At 61.9% G+C, this 21438-nt stretch carries 18 protein-coding genes and 1 pseudogene; 15 read left to right on the top strand and 4 right to left on the bottom strand.

Translation table 11 applies throughout. From position 1 onward, the window contains the following. Nucleotides 1–615 precede the first annotated feature (615 nt). A complete protein-coding gene (locus FJW06_RS21350; RefSeq protein WP_210238985.1) occupies nt 616–990 on the top strand; it encodes a hypothetical protein in 375 nt (124 codons plus the stop codon). Nucleotides 991–1240: 250 nt separating this feature from the next. Here the strand turns inward: FJW06_RS21350 and FJW06_RS21345 are convergent, their stop codons facing one another. The 3 genes from FJW06_RS21345 to FJW06_RS21335 are packed head-to-tail and all read right to left on the bottom strand — an operon-like array spanning nt 1241 to nt 4276. Further along, nucleotides 1241–1744, bottom strand: coding sequence for a gamma-glutamylcyclotransferase family protein (locus tag FJW06_RS21345; RefSeq protein ID WP_246674763.1), 504 nt, complete (start codon nt 1742–1744; stop codon nt 1241–1243). Nucleotides 1745–1760: 16 nt separating this feature from the next. Next, nucleotides 1761–1973 (bottom strand): hypothetical protein, encoded by a 213-nt coding sequence (locus FJW06_RS21340; protein WP_140754181.1) that lies wholly within the window; start codon nt 1971–1973, stop codon nt 1761–1763. Further along, on the bottom strand, nt 1970–4276 hold the full coding sequence (locus FJW06_RS21335; RefSeq protein ID WP_140754179.1) for an FdhF/YdeP family oxidoreductase: 2307 nt from the start codon (nt 4274–4276) through the stop codon (nt 1970–1972). The genes FJW06_RS21340 and FJW06_RS21335 overlap by 4 nt, the downstream gene beginning before the upstream one ends. Nucleotides 4277–5210: 934 nt before the next feature. On the opposite strand from FJW06_RS21335, the gene FJW06_RS21330 reads away from it, so the two are divergent. The 13 genes from FJW06_RS21330 (at nt 5211) to FJW06_RS21265 (ending at nt 19203) form a co-directional block, all read left to right on the top strand. Further along, nucleotides 5211–5717: a cytochrome c3 family protein gene (locus FJW06_RS21330; protein ID WP_246674762.1), complete on the top strand. Its 507-nt coding sequence runs from the start codon at nt 5211–5213 to the stop codon at nt 5715–5717. After that, nucleotides 5701–8676, top strand: a complete 2976-nt coding sequence (locus FJW06_RS21325) for a TAT-variant-translocated molybdopterin oxidoreductase (RefSeq protein WP_140754175.1) — start codon at nt 5701–5703, stop codon at nt 8674–8676. Before FJW06_RS21330 ends, FJW06_RS21325 begins: the two co-directional genes overlap by 17 nt. Continuing rightward, nucleotides 8669–10027: an NrfD/PsrC family molybdoenzyme membrane anchor subunit gene (gene nrfD / locus FJW06_RS21320; protein ID WP_140754173.1), complete on the top strand. Its 1359-nt coding sequence runs from the start codon at nt 8669–8671 to the stop codon at nt 10025–10027. The genes FJW06_RS21325 and nrfD overlap by 8 nt, the downstream gene beginning before the upstream one ends. Continuing rightward, complete coding sequence (locus FJW06_RS21315) at nt 10024–10551, top strand: DUF3341 domain-containing protein (protein WP_140754171.1); 528 nt, start codon at nt 10024–10026, stop codon at nt 10549–10551. Before nrfD ends, FJW06_RS21315 begins: the two co-directional genes overlap by 4 nt. Continuing rightward, entirely contained in the window at nt 10548–11090 is a 543-nt protein-coding gene (locus FJW06_RS21310) for a cytochrome c (RefSeq protein ID WP_140754170.1), read from the top strand. The genes FJW06_RS21315 and FJW06_RS21310 overlap by 4 nt, the downstream gene beginning before the upstream one ends. After that, a complete protein-coding gene (locus FJW06_RS21305; RefSeq protein WP_140754169.1) occupies nt 11087–12202 on the top strand; it encodes a hypothetical protein in 1116 nt (371 codons plus the stop codon). Before FJW06_RS21310 ends, FJW06_RS21305 begins: the two co-directional genes overlap by 4 nt. Then, complete coding sequence (locus FJW06_RS21300; RefSeq protein ID WP_140754168.1) at nt 12195–12644, top strand: hypothetical protein; 450 nt, start codon at nt 12195–12197, stop codon at nt 12642–12644. The genes FJW06_RS21305 and FJW06_RS21300 overlap by 8 nt, the downstream gene beginning before the upstream one ends. An 8-nt stretch (nt 12645–12652) precedes the next feature. After that, on the top strand, nt 12653–13393 hold the full coding sequence (locus FJW06_RS21295; RefSeq protein WP_181178493.1) for an SCO family protein: 741 nt from the start codon (nt 12653–12655) through the stop codon (nt 13391–13393). Next, the gene (coxB, locus tag FJW06_RS21290; RefSeq protein ID WP_140754166.1) at nt 13390–14343 is read left to right on the top strand and encodes a cytochrome c oxidase subunit II; all 954 of its coding nucleotides are present in this window, start codon (nt 13390–13392) and stop codon (nt 14341–14343) included. The genes FJW06_RS21295 and coxB overlap by 4 nt, the downstream gene beginning before the upstream one ends. Further along, nucleotides 14340–15983, top strand: coding sequence for a cytochrome c oxidase subunit I (ctaD, locus tag FJW06_RS21285; protein ID WP_140754165.1), 1644 nt, complete (start codon nt 14340–14342; stop codon nt 15981–15983). Before coxB ends, ctaD begins: the two co-directional genes overlap by 4 nt. Continuing rightward, nucleotides 15980–16615, top strand: a complete 636-nt coding sequence (locus tag FJW06_RS21280; RefSeq protein ID WP_140754164.1) for a cytochrome c oxidase subunit 3 — start codon at nt 15980–15982, stop codon at nt 16613–16615. The genes ctaD and FJW06_RS21280 overlap by 4 nt, the downstream gene beginning before the upstream one ends. Next, nucleotides 16612–16860: a cytochrome C oxidase subunit IV family protein gene (locus FJW06_RS21275; RefSeq protein ID WP_140754163.1), complete on the top strand. Its 249-nt coding sequence runs from the start codon at nt 16612–16614 to the stop codon at nt 16858–16860. The genes FJW06_RS21280 and FJW06_RS21275 overlap by 4 nt, the downstream gene beginning before the upstream one ends. Nucleotides 16861–18831: 1971 nt before the next feature. Further along, nucleotides 18832–19203 (top strand): hypothetical protein, encoded by a 372-nt coding sequence (locus FJW06_RS21265; RefSeq protein ID WP_140754161.1) that lies wholly within the window; start codon nt 18832–18834, stop codon nt 19201–19203. Between the two features lie 71 nt (nt 19204–19274). Here the strand turns inward: FJW06_RS21265 and FJW06_RS21260 are convergent, their stop codons facing one another. Beyond that, a complete protein-coding gene (locus FJW06_RS21260) occupies nt 19275–20171 on the bottom strand; it encodes a hypothetical protein (RefSeq protein ID WP_246674761.1) in 897 nt (298 codons plus the stop codon). A gap of 385 nt (nt 20172–20556) precedes the next feature. Here FJW06_RS21260 and FJW06_RS21255 point away from each other — a divergent pair. Beyond that, nucleotides 20557–21438: pseudogene (locus tag FJW06_RS21255) on the top strand (glutamine--fructose-6-phosphate aminotransferase); the annotation flags it as partial.

The raw sequence follows: 21438 nt of genomic DNA, 5'->3' as shown, positions 1-21438 counted from the left end.
CCTTAGCCGCGCTTTGTTGTCTTGGAGTTGATAATTGCGCTCGGCCTCGCGGCCACGCATTAACCCATGAGAGGAAGCCGCAAATTCTTTGGAAGCTTCGGCGCGGCAAGGGGCCGATCGGCAGAAAGGGCCCGCCTCGCCTAGGGGTAGAGTTAGGCGGGCCCTCCGGCTCTCTTTAGTTGCCACCGTTTTGTTAAGCCAGGGCTGAAATTTATCCGAACCGGAAAGAGTCGCTTTAACTTGCGTTATCGTCGGGGACCTTCGCCGAGCGCAGATATCTTCAGCGACGCCGGCGAATCCTGGTTGAAATGGCGCCTTGGATCACCCGCAAGACGCTCAGCTGAGCAATAAGAAGAACAAACGATCTCCGTCGAGGCCTTCAGGCAGGCGTTGCAGACGCAAGTGGCGTCTGAAGATGCGCCGCCATTGAGATTTCGCGACGCTGAGCCATATTCCTTTCCGCTCCACTGAAATGTCGTCATGCCAGCATTGGAGCGGGAGGCTGGATTGCGGAAAGATGACAAAGGGAGTCATCCGCCGCGTCAATTTCGCGGTCCGCCCAGGGGCAGCAAAAGCGCTCCTGAGGGTGACGCGGTGTTTGGAGGAGCACTGGCTATGATGGCAGGATCTGATCTCGGCGGCCGCACTGTGCTGGTCGTGGAGGACGAATATTACATCGCCCTCGAGGCGGCGCGCGCGTTGCGCTGCGCCGGCGCCGAGGTCATCGGGCCATGTCCCTCCGATCGGGCTGCAAGGGCCGAACTCGAAGAACGGCGTCCCCATGCGGCTCTGCTCGATATCAATCTCGGATCCGGGCCGTCATTCAGCCTAGCCGATTCCCTCAAGGATATCGGTATCCCGTTCGTTTTCATCACCGGCTACGATCAGGAGGTGATCCCCGGCCGGTTCGACGACATCGAGCGGCTGCAGAAGCCGGTGCAACTCCGGCGAATCGTCGGCGCCATTTCCAAGGCGCTGGGAGATGCTTAAACGCAATAAGCAGCCTGTGGCGTTTTGGATGGCTGCTTGAGATCGACAGCGGCTTTGGAGGGACGGCGACAGGGGCGCGCCTACCATGCGAGACTTTGCGAAGCAGGTTCATGAGCGCAACGCGAGGGTGTCTGCCGCAACGAAGGCCTGGCGCGCCACGCGTGGCGGCTTTCCGTCCCGCAACACCGACAACATGCCCTGATCGCATGGATGTCGCGCGCTGGAGTCCGGTTGCGGCCAGGCGGTGCCGTCAATCACGGGGCGACGTGGATCTGGCCTTTGTGCCCTCACCCAGGTTAGGCCCGGCCTGCATTCTTGTGTCACGGACAACATCGCGGGCCGGCTTTGCCGGGTCCTCCCGGGTGAAACGCCGGTCCTCATAGCGGTCGAGCAGTCCGGAATGGATCGGATCAGCAAGGCTGCGAGACTTCATGTAGACATGTACCAGAATGCTTGGCTCGCCCGCGACAGGATCGATCTCGATCAGAATGCGAAAGTTCCCGGGCTTGCCGATTGACTCCATGCTATCGAGCTTCGCCAGAACCCATTCATCCACGGTATAAAGCTCGCCGCTGACATGAAGGCCGCTCCCGGGCTCATTGAACATCATCGGGGCGAAGCGTGGCCCTGCGATCAGCATCGGATATCGCTGTTTGGTCCGGCACGGGCCGATAAATCGCGCGCGCGACAGGCCTTCGTCGTGGAGCGGAAAGCCTCTTTTCAAGGTGCCGAACACGAACACGTTCTCGGCCAATGGTCGGCTGGACATCTCAATCGACGGGCTGTGACAGGCGGCGAAGCCTGTCGCGGTGTTCGAGATGCACCCGTTGGTTTTTCTCCAGCAAGTCCAGGAAGTGAATGGCCTCGCCGGCCGGAAAACCCTTCGCTTCCAGATCGGAGATGATCCCGCGTTGACGGCGGATATGCCGCTCCCCGACGCGGACATGTCTTTCAGCCACACGGATTTCGTCGGCGAGCGTCATCCAGGTATGACCACCCGAACCGGAACCGATTTCGCCGCCGGTACATGGGCTTTCTCGGCGTGGTGCCAAAGCGGGATGAGGGGATTGAGCTCAGGGTAGTAGCCTGCACAATCTCCGGGCGGGATTGAGTAGCGCGTCACCCGCAGGCCAAGCACACGGCGCTCGACACCGTCGGCTGCCGCGGACTCCAGATCGATCATTTCCCCTTCATGGAGTCCCAGCCGTTCGATGTCGTGCTCGTTCATGAGCACCACCATCCGTGTCCCGTCGATGCCGCGAAGGCGATCACGGTAGCCGTAGATGGTGGTGTTGAACTGATCGTTGGAGCGAACCGTGATCAGCGTCAGCACGTCCGATTGCGATGTGTTGATATCGGGATCCGTCTCGAGCATCGTCGGCGGCTTGAAGTTGGCCTTTTTGTTCGGTGTCTGCCACACACGCTTGGAGGCCTTGATGTCGCGATGAAAACCCCCCGGCACCAGGAAGCGTTTGTTGAAGTCCTTGAAATGGTCGGGGAAGCAACGTTCGATCTCGTCCCTCACGCGCGAATAGTCTGCGACCCACTCGTCCCATGGGATCGAGCTCTTTCCAGGCACCGTAGCCTTGGCAAGCTCGGCGACGATCTTTGGCTCGGAGAGCAGCTTGGGCCCCGCTGGCGGGCGATAGCCGAAGGAACCATGGATGCAGGCGGTCGAATCCTCCATTGAGATATGCTGCTCGCCGGTAGCCTGCAAATCCTTCTCGATCCGTGAAAGACAGGGCAGCAAATAGGTGACGGCTCCCGGTATCAGGTGACTGCGGTTCAGCTTCGTGGCGATCTGGACATGCAATCTGAGGTGCCGCCAGGCCTCTTCGACAAGTCCGGTTTCCGGAACGGCCCGAACGAAATTGCCGCCCAGACCGATGAATGCCTTGACCGAACCGTCGATCACGCCTTCGCATGTCTCGACGGTATCGCGGCCCTTCTCGCGCGGCGGCTCGAACTTGTAGAATTCGGCAAACTTGTCGAGCGGGACAAGTTCCGGCTTTTCGGAGATGCCGACGGTCCGTTGGCCCTGTACGTTGGAGTGGCCGCGAAGCGGCGAGACACCTGCGCCCGGTTTGCCGACGTTGCCGCGCATCAGGAGCAGGTTGCAAAGCATGTGGACGTTTTCGGTCCCGTGCCGGTGCTGTGTCAGACCCATGCCGTAATTGCCGATGACCGCCGAGGCCCTGCTGTAGATTCCGGCCACATGCTCGAGATCGGCGCGCGTGATGCCTGAGCGCGCTTCGATCTTTTCCCAGGAGGTGCGCCGCAGATAGGCCTCGAACGCATCGAAGCCATGCGTGTGTTCTTCGATGAAAGCCGTATCGAGAACACGCGGCGCGCCGGCCTGCTTCGCCGCGTCGTCGAGCGCCAGAACGGCTTTCGCAATGCCGGTCATTGCCGCAATGTCGCCGCCACCACGGATCTGGAAGAAGTCGCTGGACATCCTCGTGCCGGGGCCTGGCGAAAGCATTTCAACCGGGTTCTGCGGATTCTTGAAGCGCTTAAGCCCGCGCTCCGGCAGCGGATTGAAGGTGATGACGGGTATGCCGCGCTGGCGCGCTTCCTCGATCGGGTGAAGCAGCCGTGGCGCGCTGACGCCGGTGTTGTGGCCGAAGAAGAACATCAGGTCGCAATGGCTGAAATCCTCCAGTTGCACGGTGCCCACCGGCGAGCCGATGGATTCGGGCAGGCCGACCGAAGTCGACTCGTGACACATGTTGGACGAGTCCGGCAGGTTGCCCGAGCCGTAGATGCGCGCGAAGAGCTGATACATGAACGATGCCTCGAGCGAGGCGCGGCCCGAGGTGTAGAACACGACCGATTTCGGATCGAGCTTGCGGAGCTCATCGCCGATGTCGCGGAATGCAGCCTCCCACGAGACCGGCTCATATTTGTCGGTGACCTCGTTGTAGCGCATCGGCTCGATCAGCCGGCCCTGCTTTTCAAGATCGTGATCGGGCCAGTCGAGCAACTCGTTGACGGAGTGTGCGGCGAAAAAATTCGGGCCGCAGCGCCGTTTCGTCTGGTCCCAGATCGTCGCCTTGGCGCCGTTCTCGCAGAATTCGAACGGCCGTGGCTCGGCGGGCTTCGCCCACGAACAGGAGACGCACATATAGCCATCTGCCTTGTTCTGCTTGAGCAGCGTGCTCCAGATACCGGACATCAGCAAGCCTTCGCCGCGTGCCTTGCGGATCAAGGACTTCAGCGAACCCCAGCCGCCGGTCGGATGGTTGTATTTGCGGATTTCGACATGGTCTGTGGTGGAAGGATTCATGGTGGAACTCGGCTTTTGGTGTCCAACCTTTCGGGGGGCGGTATGTTCCCACGCGCTCTGAGCGCGGCGGCGGGTTTCCGCCTTGCGCGAGATGAAGCTGCTAGGCGTGCTCAAAGCGCCAACGACTGGTGTGCGGTCTCCGTTCCGAAAGCGGAACAGTTTACCCTTTCACCGGTTGGCGCACCGCCGGCGCGCCTGCTTGCGGAAGCACAGTCTCGATCCCCGCACGCCGCGGCGCTTGTCGACGATATGATCAGATCGAAACGCCTCGCAGGAGCAGAGATTACGCGCGTCGCCACTATCGGCGGCTCTCCGCTCGGTCGCTCTTGGAACTGTTCTTTCCCACGCTGGTTTGAGTATCGAAGCCCGATTTCATCCGCGCCTGACCCCGATACGCGGTCCGAGACACAGAGACGTCCATGTTTCACATCGGCATATGGATGCTGGTCGTTGCCGGCATTCCCGTGATTCTGATCTTTATCTGGATGTACTCCCTCGCCAGGCGCCGAAGCGCAGGAGTGGGCAACAGAAGGCAGGCGGGGGCCGGACCACATGGCGGCCGGACAGGCTAGCGGCTCCAAGCGTTGCATGCAGCCCGCGACCTCACCCCCGGCAAAGCATAGGCGATGACTTCGTCGCCGATCTTGGTTGCGGAATAATTCGAAACCCGCCGTCGCTGAAGGTCACCATTCTGTGATTCCGGCACGGGCCCGGAACCTTCGTGACGAAAGCACCGTTAAGGGCCGTCAACTCTGAGTTTGCCTTCAGCAGAATCGGCGAGGGGATGCCGCAGATCTTCTCGAAAAACGCCAATGGCGTTGCGCGCTTTGTAATCTGGGGAAGCTGTGCCGCTCTGCTGATCGCCGCGGCGATCGGGACAGTCCTTCCCCGTTCGGACCTGATAACGGGAGTAGGTGAGCCATTGGCGCAGCCGGTGCCGTTCAGTCATAAGCACCATGTCGGCCAGCTCGGCATCGACTGTCGCTATTGCCACAACGGCGTCGAAAGCTCGTCTTCGGCGGGCCTGCCGGCCACCGAAGTCTGCATGACCTGCCATTCGCAGCTTTTCACGAATGCCAACATGCTGGCGCCGGTCCGGGCCAGTCTTGTCAGCGGCAAGCCGATCGAATGGCAGCGCGTCAACAGCGTGCCCGACTTCGTCTTCTTCAATCACGCAATCCACGTCAACAAGGGCGTCGCCTGCGAGACCTGCCATGGCGAGGTCGACCAGATGCCGCTGACAAGGCGGGCGCATACGCTGAGCATGGAATGGTGCCTCGGCTGCCATCGCAATCCCGGACCCAATCTGCGTCCGCCGCAGGACGTGTTCCTGATGCACTGGCAGCCGCCTGCGGACATCGATGAGATCAGGCGGCAACTGATCGGCATGCTCGACATCCATCCCGACACGATGACGGATTGCTATGTCTGCCATCGCTGAAAAAGGGCCAGGTTTCGGCATCGACATCGCGGCCCTGCGCAAACAGCTTGCGAGCGGTCACGAGATGTGGCGCAGCCTCGACGAGATTGCGGGCACGGCCGAGTTCCGCCGCTTCGTCGAAGCCGAATTCCCGGCCATTGCCGAGCGTTTGCCGGCAAGACCGAACCGGCGGACGCTGCTGAAGCTGATGGGCGCATCGCTGTCCCTTGCGGGGTTGGCGGCCTGCAGCAGAGCGGAAAGCATCGTGCCCTATGTGCGCCAGCCGGAGATACTCATTCCCGGCAAGCCGGTTTATTACGCGACGACGCTGTCGAGCGACGGCTTCGGCATCGGCGCGATCGTCGAAAGCCATGAAGGGCGGCCGATCAAGATCGAGGGCAATCCCGATCACACGGCGTCGCGCGGCGCGACCGACGCCGTGATGCAGGCAGCTGTGCTGACGCTGTTCGATCCCGACCGCTCGCGCACGCCGCTCAAGGATGGCCAGCCGGCATCCTATGGCCACTTCCTCAAGGACATGGCGGGGCTCTTTTCGCGATGGACGGTGTCACAGGGGCAGGGCGGTGCGTTGCTTCTCGATGCCTCTGCATCGCCCACTCTTGCGGCACAATTGGATGCGCTGCGGGCACGCTATCCGAAACTGAAAATCTACCGCCACGACCCATTGGCGATACCGGCGGCGGCGGAGGCGTCCCATGCATTGTTCGGATCGGCGCTGACGCCGGTCTACCGCTTCGATCGTGCCGAAACGATCGTCAGTCTTGACGCCGATTTCCTTGGCGAGGGGCCGGGGCGGCTTGCTTACGCGCACGACTTCGCTGCGCGACGACGTGTGCGCAGCCCAAACGACCGGATGAGCCGGCTCTATGCGGTGGAGTCGACGCCGACAATCACCGGGGCCGCTGCCGATCACCGGTTTGCGATCAAGCCGAGTGAGGTCGAAGCCGTGGCCGCCGGATTGAACGCGGCGTTGACCGGCCAAGCCGGACGTTCCGCATCGCCGATCGACCAGGCCTGGATGACGGCGCTAGCCGACGACCTGAAGGCGGCAGACCGCAACGCATTGGTCGTTGCAGGGGGGCATCAGAGCGCCTTCGTTCAAGCCGCCGCTTTGTCTGCCAATGCGAAGCTTGGCGCGCTCGGCAACACGGTCCAGCTGATCGAGCCGCCGGATGCATTGCAGGTCGATGGCGATTTAGCCCGGCTATGTGGGGCAATCGGAGATGGCGCAATCGACACGGTCGTGGTGCTGGGCGCAAACCCGTTGCACACGGCTCCGACGAGGCTCGACGCGCATAAGGCGTTCTCTAGCCTGAAGTTCATGGTCCATCATGGGCTCTACCGCGACGAGACGGCGTTCCTGGCGCACTGGCATGTGCCTGCGGCGCATGAGCTGGAGAGCTGGAGCGACATCCGCGCCTATGACGGAACCGCTTCGCTGGTGCAGCCGCTGATCAAGCCGCTTTACGACGGCAGGACCATGCATGAACTGCTTGCCGTGCTTGGCGGCCAGTTCGAGGCCGATCCGCTGGCGCCCGTCCGGCAACATTGGGCTGCGCTCGATGACGATGCGTGGAAGAAGGCGCTACGCGATTGCATCGTGCCGAACAGCGCCGCCAAGCCCATATCCGTCACCGTGCCGCCGGATCTGGGCGGCTTAAGGCCGGCGGCGAAGGCGGCCGACGGCATCGACATACGCTTCGTCGCCGATCCGTGGCTGCGCGACGGCCGTTTTGCCAACGCATCATGGCTGCAGGAGCTGCCACGGCCGCTGACCAAGATCGTTTGGGGCAATGCGGCGCTCATCTCGCCTGCCACCGCGGAGCGATTGAAAATCGAGAACGGCAAGATCATCAACGTCGCACTCAACGGCGCGGACATCGATGCGCCGGCCTGGATCGTGCCTGGGCATCCGGACGAGAGCGTGACGCTCTCCTTCGGCTTCGGACGCAGGGCCGGTTCCGTTGCCGCGTTGGCGGAAGGCTATGACGCATTCCGTTTGCGCAGCGGGGCGGAATGGATAGCGACCGGTGCCACCCTTACGCCGCGCCAGAACAGCGTGCGGGTCATCACCACACAGCATCACCAGGCGATGGAGGGTCGCGCCATCATCCGCCATGCGTCGCTCGATGCTTTCCGGCGGAATCCGGATTTCGTCCGCAAGGATGTGCCGCCGTCACCAAAGGAAACGCTCTATCCCGATTGGCCCTACGACCAGGAAGCCTGGGCGATGGCGATCGACCTTTCGGCCTGCATCGGCTGCATGGCCTGCGTCTCGGCGTGCCAGGCGGAGAATAACATCGCGCCGGTGGGACCGGACGAATGCGAGCGTGGACAGGAGATGCACTGGCTGCGGGTAGACCGCTACTATGCCGGACCGGTCGAAGCGCCTGACACGTTCTTCCAGCCGGTTCCCTGCATGCATTGCGAGAAGGCGCCATGCGAGGTTGTCTGCCCGGTCAACGCCACGGTGCATACGCATGACGGCCTGAACGCGCAGGTCTACAATCGCTGCATCGGCACGCGCTATTGCTCGCAGAACTGCCCCTACAAGGTGCGGCGCTTCAACTTCCTCGACCACCAATCCTTCGACAAGGACGACGCGGGTCCGGAGCAGGGCGTGCACAACCCCAATGTCAGCGTGCGCTCGCGCGGCGTGATGGAGAAATGCACCTACTGCGTCCAGCGCATCAGCGCCAAGCGCATCCAGGCGCAGATCGAAAATCGCGACATTGCCGATGGCGAAGTGGTCACCGCCTGCCAACAGGCGTGCCCCACCCAGGCCATCACCTTCGGCGATCGCAACAAGAAAGATGCAAGGGTCGTCCGCGAGAAAAGCGCGCCGCAGAATTACGCACTGCTCGAAGAGTTGAACACACGGCCGCGCACCACCTATCTCGGCAAGATCTCCAACCCGAACGGCAAGCTTGCCAAGACAGGCGAGGCGACCGATGGCTGAAGCGAGCACGAACAGCCCTGCCGTCCTGCGTGGCCGCCACGATTTTCCCGAGATCAGCGGACGCATCGGCTCGATCGTTCTCAACGGCCGCCTGCCGCGTCATTTCTGGATAGCGTTCCTTCTCTGCTTCCTGCTCGTCCTGCTCTTCCTCTACTCGATTACCTACCTGATCGCGGTCGGCGTCGGCGCCTACGGCATCAACGTGCCCGTGGTCTGGGGCACGATGATCTCCAATTTCGTCTGGTGGATCGGCATCGGCCATGCCGGCACGCTGATCTCGGCGGTGCTGTTGCTGTTACGCCAGCCATGGCGCGCCTCGATCAACCGCTTTGCCGAAGCCATGACGCTGTTTGCGGTCGCCATGGCCGGCTTGTTCCCTATCCTGCATCTCGGCCGTCCCTGGTTCTTTTACTGGCTGCTGCCGCTGCCCAATGTGCATATGCACTGGCCGCAATGGCGTAGCCCCTTGGTCTGGGATTTCGCAGCGATCGCCACCTACGCGACAGTCTCGCTGCTGTTCTGGTATATGGGGCTTCTGCCCGATCTGGCGGTGCTGCGCGACCGCGCAAGGTCGAGAGGGGCGCAGCTCTTCTACGGCATATTGGCGCTCGGCTGGCGCGGCTCGGCATTTCATTGGTCACGCTACCAGGTCGTCTATTTTCTGTTAGCCGCCCTGGCCACGCCGCTCGTTGTCTCGGTGCATTCGATCGTCTCGCTCGATTTCACCTTCGCGATCACGCCCGGCTACCACTCGACGATCTTCCCTCCCTATTTCGTCGCCGGCGCGCTGCTTTCGGGCTTCGCCATGGTGCTCACCATCGCCATTCCGCTGCGCTGGGCTTTTTCGGTCCGGGATATGATCACGCTCAGGCACATGGACAATGCCGCCAAGCTGATGATCGCAGCCGGCATGGTCGTCGCCTATGGCTATGTCTCGGAGGCATTCTTCGCCTGGTATTCGGGTGAGCCCTATGAACGCGCCATGATGGCCGAGCGCGCGCTAGGTCCGTATTCGCCGTTGTTCTGGACGATGCTCGGCCTGAATTGCGGTGTGCTGCAACTGCTTTGGTTCAGGCGCATCCGCCGCAACATGCCGCTGCTGTTTGCGATCGCCATTGCCATCAACACCGGCATGTGGATCGAGCGCTACATCATCGTCGTGACGGGGCCCAGCCGCGACTACCTGCCTTCGGCCTGGGGTGAGCAGTCGCTGACCTGGCTCGATTTCGGCATTCTGTTCGGCTCGATCGGCACTTTCTTCGCGTTGGTCTTCCTGTTCATCCGCATCCTGCCGGCGATCACCATCTTCGAAGTCGAGGAATTGGCTGAAGAAGAGGATAAGCTCAGATGAGTCTCTATGGTGTCATGGCGGTGTTTGCCGATTCCGAAGGGCTCGTCGAGGCAGCGCGCGGCATGCGCGAGCGCGGCTATCGGCGTATGGACGCGTTCTCGCCGTTTCCGGTGAAGGAGCTGGACGGGATATTGGAAATCCCGAAGACGCGGCTGCCCTGGGTCGTGCTCGCCGGCGGCATTGCTGGTGCTGCTCTCGTCTATGGTCTGATCTGGTATTCCGTCGAAATCGACTATCCCATCAATGTTGGCGGGCGTCCGCTGCATTCCTGGCCGCCTTTCGTCGTCATCGCCTTCGAGGCCGGCATCCTTGGCGCAGCCTTCGCCGGCTTTCTGGGCCTGCTCGCGGCCAACGGGCTGCCTCGCTACCATCATCCGATCTTCAACGCCGAGAGCTTCAGCTATGCGCGCGGAGGCCAGTTCTATCTGCTGATCGAAGCGGCGGATCCGAAGTACCGCAAGGGCGTGACCAAGGGGCAGCTGACGCGGCTCGGCGCCGAGGTCGTCGAAGAGGTCAAGGCGTGAGCGTCCTGCGCGTCACGATCGTGTTCGGCGCGCTGGCCATCGCCGGCTGCCGGCACGATATGGAGGACCAGCCGCGCTACGATCCACTTGAGGCGAGCAACCAGTTCGCCGACGGCATGTCGGCCAGAACGCCGGTGGCGGGAACCGTGGCGCGCGATGCCGATCTGACGCCGGTCCCGGACAGAATGCCCTACCCAATCACGATCGAGCTGCTGCAGCGTGGCCGGCAGCGTTTCGACATCTTCTGCTCGCCCTGCCACGGCCGCACCGGCGACGGCCGCGGGATGATCGTTGAGCGCGGCTTCCCGGCCCCGCCGAGTTATCACCAGGACGCGTTGCGCAAGGCTTCGGACCGGCACTTCTACGACGTCATCACCAACGGCTATGGCGCCATGTATTCCTACGCCGCGCGCGTGCCGCCGCAGGATCGCTGGGCGATCGTGGCCTATATCCGCGCGCTGCAGTATTCGCGCCACGCTCCAGTCGCCGAACTGCCTCAAAGCCTGCGCGGACGGCTCGAAGCGGAGGCATCGCCATGAGCCGCCTCGAGCAGGGTTTTGCGGCCGTCGGCATTGCGGGTCTTGTCCTCTGCGCTCTTGGCGCACCGCTCGATGCCAAAGCGATGCTTGGCGCCTGGCTCGCGGCGGCTCTCTTTGCGCTCAGCCTGTCGCTCGGGGCACTGACCATATTGATGGTGCACGGGCTGACCGGCGGACGCTGGGGCGAGGCCGTCCGTCAGCCTTTGCGGATCATGATCGCGATGCTGCCGTTTGCGCTCGTCTTGCTCCTGCCCGTGCTGATGAGGCTCGATTTGGTCTTTCCTTGGGCCGGGGCCGACTCCGGGATGCTGCCGGAGAAGGTCCGCGAGAAGCTCGCCTATCTCAACGTGCCGTTCTTCCTGCTGCGTTGCGCCGTCTGCGCTGCAATCTGGCTCGTTCTGACCTGGATGGTGCTCGACGCGACAAGCGATGAAGCCAGTTCCAACGGCCGCAATGGCAAGAAATTAGCTCTCGGGCTGATCCTCCATGCGCTTGCCGTCAGCATCTTTTCCATCGACTGGATGCTGTCCCTTGAGCCGGAATTCACCTCGACCATTTACGCGCTCTGCGAGACGTCGGCCGAGGTGGTCGGTGCGTTCGCGGTTGCCGTCCTTGTGTTGGCAGCGAGGCGGGCGGTCGAGGTCTTGCCGGGGGGAGATGAAGAAACCTCGCTAAGCGAAGATCTCGCCAACATGCAGTTCGGCTTCCTACTGACCTGGATATACCTCGTCTTCATGCAGTGGATCGTCGTTTGGGGCGGTGACCTTCCGGACGAGATTCACTGGTATATCGTCCGGGCCACTGGCAGCTGGCAGTATCTGCTGTGGCTGCTGGTTGCCTTGCCGGCGGCTGCCTTCGCAGGCTCGCTCAGCCGACCGCCCAAGCGCAGCCATGACGGCCTGATCTGGCTGGCAGGCATAGTTCTTGCCGGCCATTTCGTTGATGTGTTCTGGCGCGTCCGGCCACCTCTCTTATCCGGCGGTCAGCTGGCGCTATGGCATGATGCGGTCGCCTGGATTGGAGTGGGAGGACTGTGGCTCGCCCTATTCCTTTTCCTGCTGCGCCGGCCGGACAGGATCGTCTGGTGGAAGCGGGAGGTTGCCCATGGCTAAGGCGCAGCGCCATCCCGAGACACGCGATGTCCAGCCACGGGTGCTGCTCGCCTTCGGCGGCGGGCTGTTGGTGTTTCTGGCCCTGGCGGCGATCGGCATGAAGCTCGTCTTCAACACCACGCCAAGCTGGCTCCCGAAATTCGAGAACGCCAGCCCGGAAGCTCCCGATTTGCAGAGCGCGCCAAGGCAGGATCTTGTCAACTTCCGCGCCGAGGAGGACCGCCAGCTGAAAATGCTTGGGTGGGTCGACCGCAATGCCGGCACTGCGCGCATTCCGATCGACGACGCCATGTGGGCAGTTGTCAGCAGCGGTTTGCCGGATTGGTCGCAGACAGGTGCCGCAGTCTCGCGACCCGATGATTGCGCTCTGCTCGCGGCTGCCATTCCTCGAACGCCTCAGGCGCAGGAATGCCAGAAGCAAGGCGGCGGGGCAGGGCGATGAGAAGCTTGTTGGCTGCGCTTTGTCTGTTCGTTGCCGGCGCGGCCCCCGCCGCCGAGCGACCGACATTCGATCTGAAGCTCGGCACGCAGCTGAGGCTGGACCGCGAGTTGGTTGACGCCGGCAGCCGTAAGCAGACGCTTGGCGAAACGCTGGGCGGCCATCCGGCGCTCGTTATCTTCGGTTACGACAAATGCCCGAACCTGTGCGGCGTTACCCAGCAGGCCGTTGCCTCCGACCTGAAGAAGACATCGCTTCACCCAGCGGATTACCGCGCGCTGTTCATCTCGATCGATCCCGAGGAGACACCGGCCGACGCAGCCGCGGCGCAAGCCGAAATCGCCTCCGCTGCCGGTCCGGCAGGCCTTCCCGCTTGGCGTTTCCTGACCAGCCGCGAGGGCACCGGCGCGGCGCTTGCCAACGAGGCCGGCATCACTTTTGATCGGCGCAAGGGCATCGATCAGTTCGTCCATCCGATCGCGGTGATCGCGCTCACACCGTCGGGCCGAATTTCACAGGTACTGCCGGCGCTGACCTTCACGCCACGCGACCTCGAGCTTGCGCTGGTCGAAGCATCGGCCAACAGGCTCGGGTCGATTGCCGACCACATTTTCCTGCTCTGCGCCGGGTTCGACAGTTCGAAAGGCCAGTACACGCCGGCGATCTGGGCGGCGCTGAAAGTGGCCAGCCTGGCAACGCTGCTTGGCCTCGGCGCAACCGTGCTCTGGCAGAGCTGGGGGAGGACCAGGTGAGCTTCGGCATCCCCTTCTTCCCGCAGGAAGCATCATCGGAAGCCGGCCAAGTCGACGCGCTTTTTTATACGCTGCTCGCTTTTTCAGTCGTTCTCGGGCTGGCACTTACCGGTCTCGTCGTCGGCTACGCTGTGAAATACCGCGTCGGCTCAAAGGCGGATCGAACGGGCAAGCGGTCCCGCAGCCTGCCGCTCGAAATGAGCTGGACGGTTGCCAGCCTGGTCATCGCCTTCATCTTCTTCGGCTGGGGCGCGGCGCTTTTCGTTCGTCGCGACCATCCGCCGGCTGACGCGCTCGAAATCACGGGGCTGGGCAAACAGTGGATGTGGGAGTTCAGGCAACCCGGTGGCCAGCGCGAGATCAACGAACTGCACGTCCCCGTCGGCAAGGCCGTCGTCGTGTCGCTCGCCGCGCAGGATGTCATCCACTCCTTCTACGTGCCGGCATTCCGCATAAAGCAGGACGCGGTGCCGGGCCGCACGACGCATATCTGGTTCATCGCCACCGAGCCCGGCCGCTATCACCTGTTCTGCGCCCAATATTGCGGCACGCAGCATTCCGAAATGGGTGGCTGGGTGACCGTTATGGCCCCCGAGCAATATGCTGCGTGGCTGAACAGCCAGGCCGAAGGCGAGACGCTTGCCGCGGGCGGCGAGAAATTGTTTCGCGCGCTCGGCTGCTCCGGTTGCCATGGCGCGAGCAGCAAGGTGAGGGCGCCGTCGCTTGACGGCATCTTCGGCCGGCCGGTGGCGCTCGACAATCAGCAGACGGTCATCGCCGACGAGCGTTACCTGCGCGACTCCATCCTCAACCCGAAGAAAGAGATCGCCGCAGGCTACGAGCCGGTCATGCCGAGCTTTGACGGCCTCATCGACGAAGGCGAGCTGCAGATGCTGCTTGCCTATCTGAAGTCGCTTTCGCCTCAACCAACGGCTGGAGCCAGGCCATGACCAACGTGGCGATGCCAGGCACTTATCTGGGGGACGGAACCGGGCCTCGCGCGTGGCTGCTGACCACCGACCATAAGCGCGTCGCATGGCTTTACCTGATCTCGCTGACGGCCTTTTTCTTCCTTGGCGGCGCCATGGCGGTGCTGATGCGGATAGAGCTGGCGACGCCGGCCGGCGATCTGGTCTCCGACGATGTCTACAACCGGCTGTTCTCGCTGCACGGCATCATCATGGTCTGGTTCTTCCTGGTGCCGTCGATCCCGGCGACATTGGGCAATTTCCTTTTGCCGCTGATGATCGGCGCGCGTGACCTCGCCTTCCCGCGGCTGAACCTCGCCAGCTGGTATGTCTTCATCTTTGGCAGCCTGTTCGCTCTGTTTGCGGTGGTGGCCGGCGGCGTCGACACCGGCTGGACCTTCTACACGCCGCTGTCGACGCTCTATGCCAACGGCTGGGTCTCGACCGCGGCCTTCGGCGTCTTTATCGTCGGCTTCTCTACGATCATGACCGGCATCAACTTCATTGTCAGCGTGCACACGCTGCGCGCGCCGGGGCTCACCTGGTTCCGCCTGCCGATCTTCGTCTGGACGCTCTACGCCACCAGCCTGGTGATGGTGCTGGCGACCCCGGTGCTTGCCGCCTCACTGATCCTGATCGTGCTGGAGCGCGTCTTCGGCATCGGCGTCTTCAATCCCGATCTCGGCGGTGATCCGCTGCTCTTCCAGCATCTCTTCTGGTTCTACTCGCACCCGGCCGTCTACATCATGATCCTGCCGGGCATGGGCGTGGTGTCGGAAGTGCTGCCCTGCTTCAGCCGCCGGCCGCTGTTCGGTTACAATGCGGTGGCGATCTCGTCGATGGCGATCGCCGTCTTCGGCTTCCTGGTCTGGGGGCACCACATGTTCGTCAGCGGGCAGTCGGCCTATGCCGGCGTCGTGTTCTCGTTCCTGTCCTTCTGCGTCGCGATCCCATCGGCAATCAAGGTCTTCAACTGGAGCCTGACGCTGCGCAAGGGCGAGATCAGCTTCGAGACGCCGATGCTCTACGCCCTATTCTTCCTTGCGCTGTTCACTTTCGGCGGGCTGGCTGGACTTTTTCTCGCGGCGCTCGCGGTTGATGTCCATGTCCACGACACCTACTTCGTCATCGCGCACTTCCACTACATCATGGTCGGCGGCATGGTGACCGCCTATATGGCCGGCCTGCATTTCTGGTGGCCTAAGCTGACCGGCCGCATGTATTCGGAAACGGCGGGGCGGATCGCGGCGATCGTCACCTTCGTCGGCTTCAACCTGACATTCTTCCCACAATTTGTACTGGGCTTCGACGGCATGCCGCGGCGCTATCACACCTATCCGCCCGAGTTCCAGTTCTGGAACGTCTTGTCCTCGGCAGGCGCGGTGGTGCTGGCGATCGGCTATCTGATGCCGTTGTTCTATCTCGGCTGGTCGCTGTTTCACGGCGCCCGCGCGCCCGATAATCCATGGAACGCCACCGGGCTCGAATGGCAGACAAGCTCGCCGCCGCCGCCGCATAATTTCGAAACCATGCCGATCGTGACGCGACCGGCCTATGCCTATGACATGAAAGGGCTGGAGCACGAACGCTTCAGCCCGCACCGGGAGGAGGCGGCTCCATGAGCGGCACGGAAAGCGTCGCTTTCGACACGCCCCGGCGCGAACGGCGCGCCGACACTTTCGCGATGTGGGTGTTCATCGGCTCCGAAGCGATGCTGTTCGGCGCGATCTTCCTGGTCTTCCTCGTCGCGCATATCGATTTCGGCCCCGCCTTCGCCGCAGCCTCGAAGCGCCTTTCTCTGCCGCTTGGCACGTTCAACACGGCCGTGCTGATCACCAGCAGCTTCACCATGGCATTGGCGCATGGGCTTGCGCTTCATAGACGTTGGCGCGCGACGATCTGGGCGCTGGTCGCGACCGCGGCTCTGGGCGTGTGCTTCCTGATCGTGAAGGGGATCGAGTACGGCAAGGAGATCGCCGAGGGACTGGCGCCACTTCTCGGCCTCCCGTTCCGCTATGCAGGACCGGATCCCGTGCATGCCGAATTCTTCTTCGGCCTCTATTTCGCGATGACCTCGCTGCATGCGCTGCACCTGATCGGCGGCATCGTCGTCATCGCCGGCATGATCGCGCTCTGGGGGGCAGCCAGCCCGGCCAACCGGCTGCGCCGGGTCGTGGCCATCGGCCTCTACTGGCATTTCGTCGACATCATTTGGGTGTTCATGTTCCCCGTTCTTTACCTGATCAACCGATGAGCGAACTGCGCAAACTCACCTTCGGCTATATCGGGCTGCTCGCGCTGCTGGCGCTGACAGTCGCCTCGTCCTTCATTGATCTCGGCGGCTTCAACGTGGCGCTGAACCTTGCGATCGCTGCCGCGAAGGCGGTCCTGATCGCCATGCTGTTCATGCATCTGACAGGCACGTTGCCGCGGCTGGCCGTCGCGGCCGCCGGGCTTTGGCTCATCGTCCTCTTCGGGCTGACGCTGATCGGGCGATAGCAGAGAGACATTAATCGCCGGCAGGGACGCCGACATAGTTTTGGCTCTTGAAGAGCCCGGCCAGATGAGCCGCGTTGGAGGCCGCCATCTTGAGAATGAGCCCGCTCATTCCCCCATCTGGCGGGCGCTTTCAATGCTTGCTGACCCCTCGGGCACTCGAACACTCAGATGCTGGTGGGCCTCGAAGAGGCGCAGTTTTTCGGGATATCCAAGGTGCAAAACGGCGTCGCATGACGGGCATCGGAATCTGGCTATGGTCTTGAACCAAGTGCCTTTTCGGGTGATCGGAGTTCGACACCCCGGGCATTCAAACGAGAGGTATTTATCGTTTAGGTTTTGAGGAATTGGCACTTTGAACCCCATTTGCCAGATGCATGTCCGCGACTTCGCAACTCGTAGCGGCCGTCCACTGGCGATAACGGACTATGGCTCGCCAGCGGGTTTTAAATGAGCAACGGAGTTCTAGGTTTCACGAGGCGGACCAATGCGCGCAGACGTCAGACCATAGTCGGGTGGCGACCGATGTTGATGCCGGGGCTTGCGATTCAAGGGGCGCAAAAGGGCAAGCGATGCAGAGTTCGGTCAGGCCCGTATCCTGGAAGGGTTCGCCCCCGACAGCACGCCAGGTAGCACACTTAGGCCGGGACAGGTCTCGGTCGACTGCCTCGCATGCAGGAAAGAGATCTCGCTAGTTGCGACGGAGCAGCAATGCCCGGGTCGGGACTTGCTCAAGATCATTACCCTGCCAAGCGCAGAGCAGCGGGCCGCGAATGATCGGAATTCGAAAATCGCGGACACGCTGTGAGATCGGATAAGCGCGGGGCTTCGACACCTTGCATGAAACGGGGCGGCCCGGCAGTTATCGCAGGTGCGATTGAAGAGGAGAAACTGCCGAGCCTTGCCGGTGGCGACTTTGGGGGACATTAAACGCCGGCTTAGGCTCTTTTATCGACTGCCGCTAATGTATTCTCCGTGCGAACGGATGATGCAGGTCGTCGAGAGGGTCGTCTTCGAACCGGTTTGTCGGTGCACCGAACTGGCTGCGGCTTGAGGTTGGCGCATCGGCTTGCGCTCGTCACGTCCAACGTCACTGCCGGAACTCTGCAACGGGAATTGGACGCTTCTCGGTAATTTGGACTGAAGTCATGTCATCAAGGCGCAATGGGCCCAGCATTAACATGTGATGTTGCTCATAGTCTGGGAGCGGCTTGTAGTTGCGAATGAGGGTACACGGTGTTCGGAGTGAGCGATGCCCCTGTCCGCGGCGCTGAATGATGCCGACTTGGAATTCAAATGTCTGGAATGCGGCCATGCCTTTGTGAGAAAAGGGTCGTGGTTCAAGGTGATATCGACCTTCAAATGTGAAAGGTGCGGAGTGGCGAACCGCATCGGCTATGCCGACAAGTTAGCCTTGTTCGAAAAGCACTCGCCACCGTTTGGTTCAACGCAGCGCCCGACCGTGAATGGCGGCCCGGCACTCACCCGTTGGAGTGGCGTTGGTTGGACCGCTGGACTTAGCAGACCTTCGGCGAAATAGGTCCGACGCTCCCTATTCGCTGTTGCCAACATGGTTCGTTGGACGGAGCAGCGAGACGATTTTGCTGCGAGCGAGCGGCCCGGCACGAGAACGGGGGAGCCCACGGGCCGGGCCTGACCGGCGGGGGCACGGACTAGCTACAAGGCGCCGGGTGACGCTGTCATAGCAAATCCCGATAGAGGCTCCGCCGTGCGAATGGAGGACACCCCTCAAATGACAAAGCCAATGAGTCACGACTATGCGAGATGCCATGCGGATGACCCGAGCCTCGCAGGGGGCCGGTCGCGCCGAACATTACTCTTGACCAAGTTACCGCGCATTGCATCGTCGATCGGCAACGGCATCAGACGATGCAAAAAAATCGTGACTTATCCCTCGCTTGAATGAAACGTTTGTCGCCGATACCCAGTATGCAAAGGATTAAGGGGTGAAATATGCTGCACGAAGTCCATGGGGATTGCGCGTTGAATCTGAGCGAGGACGAAGCGCGCCTTGCTGAACGTTACCGTTTTCTTTGCGTCCAACAAGAATGCCATCCTAGATGCGGCATTGTAGCCAAGGTTGGCGCGCTTGCAGGCGGTGTGTTTATCGTCTCCGCGATATTCTTTGGTGGCGGAGAAGAAGGCGATCCTCTCTTCATATTCGGCATTGGCGTATGCTGCCTTGTCGCTGGTGCTGTCATTTGGTTCCATGAGCGTGAAGCCGAGAAGCGTCGCTGGCAGGAAAAGAAGTCAATCATCCATAAGTTTCGCAGCCGAGGACTCGGTATCCAGCTGAACGGTCAGGTGCATCGCCTGTTCGGTTAGGTTTCGGCGGCCTATGCCCAGGATCTGCGCCTGAATATTCAGTGCCGGCGATTCAATGATCGCGGCTGTTGCTACTGCTCGGTGTTATGCGCCTTGAACGCCAAACGAAGCTTAATCGCCTCAGGGCTGGTGCTGCCTAGCTTGATGTCTCCGTTCTGCGAGCCCCACGCATACGCAAAGTCGAATACAGGAGCTGGCGAGTAGGTGGCCCAGCGCGCGAATATCTGGTTCGCCTGGTCCGGCGTCGGCAGTATGTAGGTGTCCGTAGCCGCTCCGGTACGCGTCTTCCAACTGCCGCCGCCGAAGGCCTGGAACACCGGTACAATCCTATCGAGAGGGATGCCAGCGGCAACAGCTGCCTCGACTGTTCGATCGATGAAGTCCAAATCGAAAGCCCTGCCGCGCACCGGATAGGGATCCAGGCCGAAGAGGTCGATCCCGGTGTTGGCGGGATTGAAGGTATTCATGAAGCTGGGGGCTTCGAAAGAGCCCATGTCCATCAAAGTAATAAATGTGACTGCCTCGGGGGCATTGGCTCTGATCCAGTCCGCTTCGGCTTTCAGGGCTGCCGGACTAACCGCCGGGGAATGGTACTTGCCGGTTATGTCCGGCTCATCGCAGAGGCGAAAACCGAACAGTCGTGGATTGCCGATAAATGGCTTCACCCTGTCGATGAAGCGTGGCGTCACTCCGCTGGATTCATTTAGCCATATCAGCCCCTTCATTCCCGCCGGCAAGGCATTGAGTTGCTCTACGGATTGCACATCGGCGAGGTCGAAGCCCGCGGTCGCGATTGCAGCGCCCGGGCCGCCGGAAGTGTAGTGGAGCGTTTTGGTACGCCCCTCCGCGAACAGCGCCGATTGGGCGTAGATCACCGTGATGAGAAACGCCGATATGCATAGCTTGCTCACTCGTGTGAGCTTTGCTGGTGAAATTGTCGGCGCGACGGGTTGCCGCTTGATGGCCAACGCGGCTCGAAACGCAGCGCGACCCCCGCAGGTTAAGCTCGTCGACATGCTTCAACTGTCCACCACTTCGCACCACGTCCTTTTTAGCCTGTACGGAAAATTCGGCTTCATCTGTTTGATCGATGAGGCAACTCGGGGCGAATCTGGCGCCAAGTCCGCATAGCTGGGGCATCGATGCGGCCGAGCCTCCGACGGCGTGATCTCCGGATGTTATCCGAGTGGCGCCGGAGTTCGTCTCGTGGGCAAGGTTGTGATCCGACACGATAGCCGGCGGCGGATTAAGCGCCACTCCTTCGAATGAACGATCAGCTGCCAGTCAGGCGGAGATAATATCGTGGCAGCGGCGTCCAGGCCGATATTCTGCTGAAAAAGGAAGGGCAGAACAATGTGCGGTATCATTGGAATTGTCGGCCGAAGCCAAGTCGCGCCGCTCATTGTCGATGCGCTGAAGCGGCTTGAATATCGCGGTTATGACTCGGCTGGCGTCGCCACCATCGAGAAGGGCGAGCTCGGCCGGCGCCGCGCCGAGGGCAAGCTCGTCAACCTCGAACGGCGGCTGAAGGACGAGCCGCTCGAGGGCACGATCGGCATCGGCCACACGCGCTGGGCCACTCACGGCGTGCCCAACGAGACCAACGCGCACCCGCATTTTTCCAACGGCGTCGCCATCGTCCACAACGGCATCATCGAGAATTTCGCCGAGCTGCGCGACGAGCTCACCCGCGACGGCTACAAATTCGCCTCGCAGACCGACACCGAGGTCGTTGCGCATCTGGTGGCGCGCGAGCTCGCCAAGGGGCTGAAGCCGGTCGAAGCCGCGCATCACGCGCTGAAGCGGCTCTCGGGCGCCTTCGCGCTGGCGATCATGTTCAAGGGCGACGGGGACCTGATCGTCGGTGCCCGCAACGGTCCGCCTCTGGCCGTCGGCCATGGCGATGGCGAGATGTTTCTGGGCTCCGACGCGATCGCGCTGGCGCCTTTCACCAACTCGATCACCTATCTCGAGGACGGCGACTGGGCCGTGGTTCGCCGCGCCAGCGTGACCATCCGCGACATCGACGGCAACAAGGTCGACCGCAAGCGCCAGCAGTCGCTGTCGACCAGCTTCATGGTCGACAAGGGCAACCGCCGGCATTTCATGGAAAAGGAAATCCATGAGCAGCCGGAGGTGATCTCGCACACGCTGGCGCATTATGTGGATTTCGTTTCCGGCAAGTCGAAGCCGCTCGACCTGCCCTTCGACTTCGCCAGGATCGGCCGGCTGGCG

It is taken from the genome of Mesorhizobium sp. B4-1-3 (assembly GCF_006439355.1).
Taxonomy (GTDB): Bacteria; Pseudomonadota; Alphaproteobacteria; order Rhizobiales; family Rhizobiaceae; genus Mesorhizobium.
Note: the sequence above shows the minus strand (reverse complement) of the source record. Positions and strands in the feature narration are given on the sequence as shown.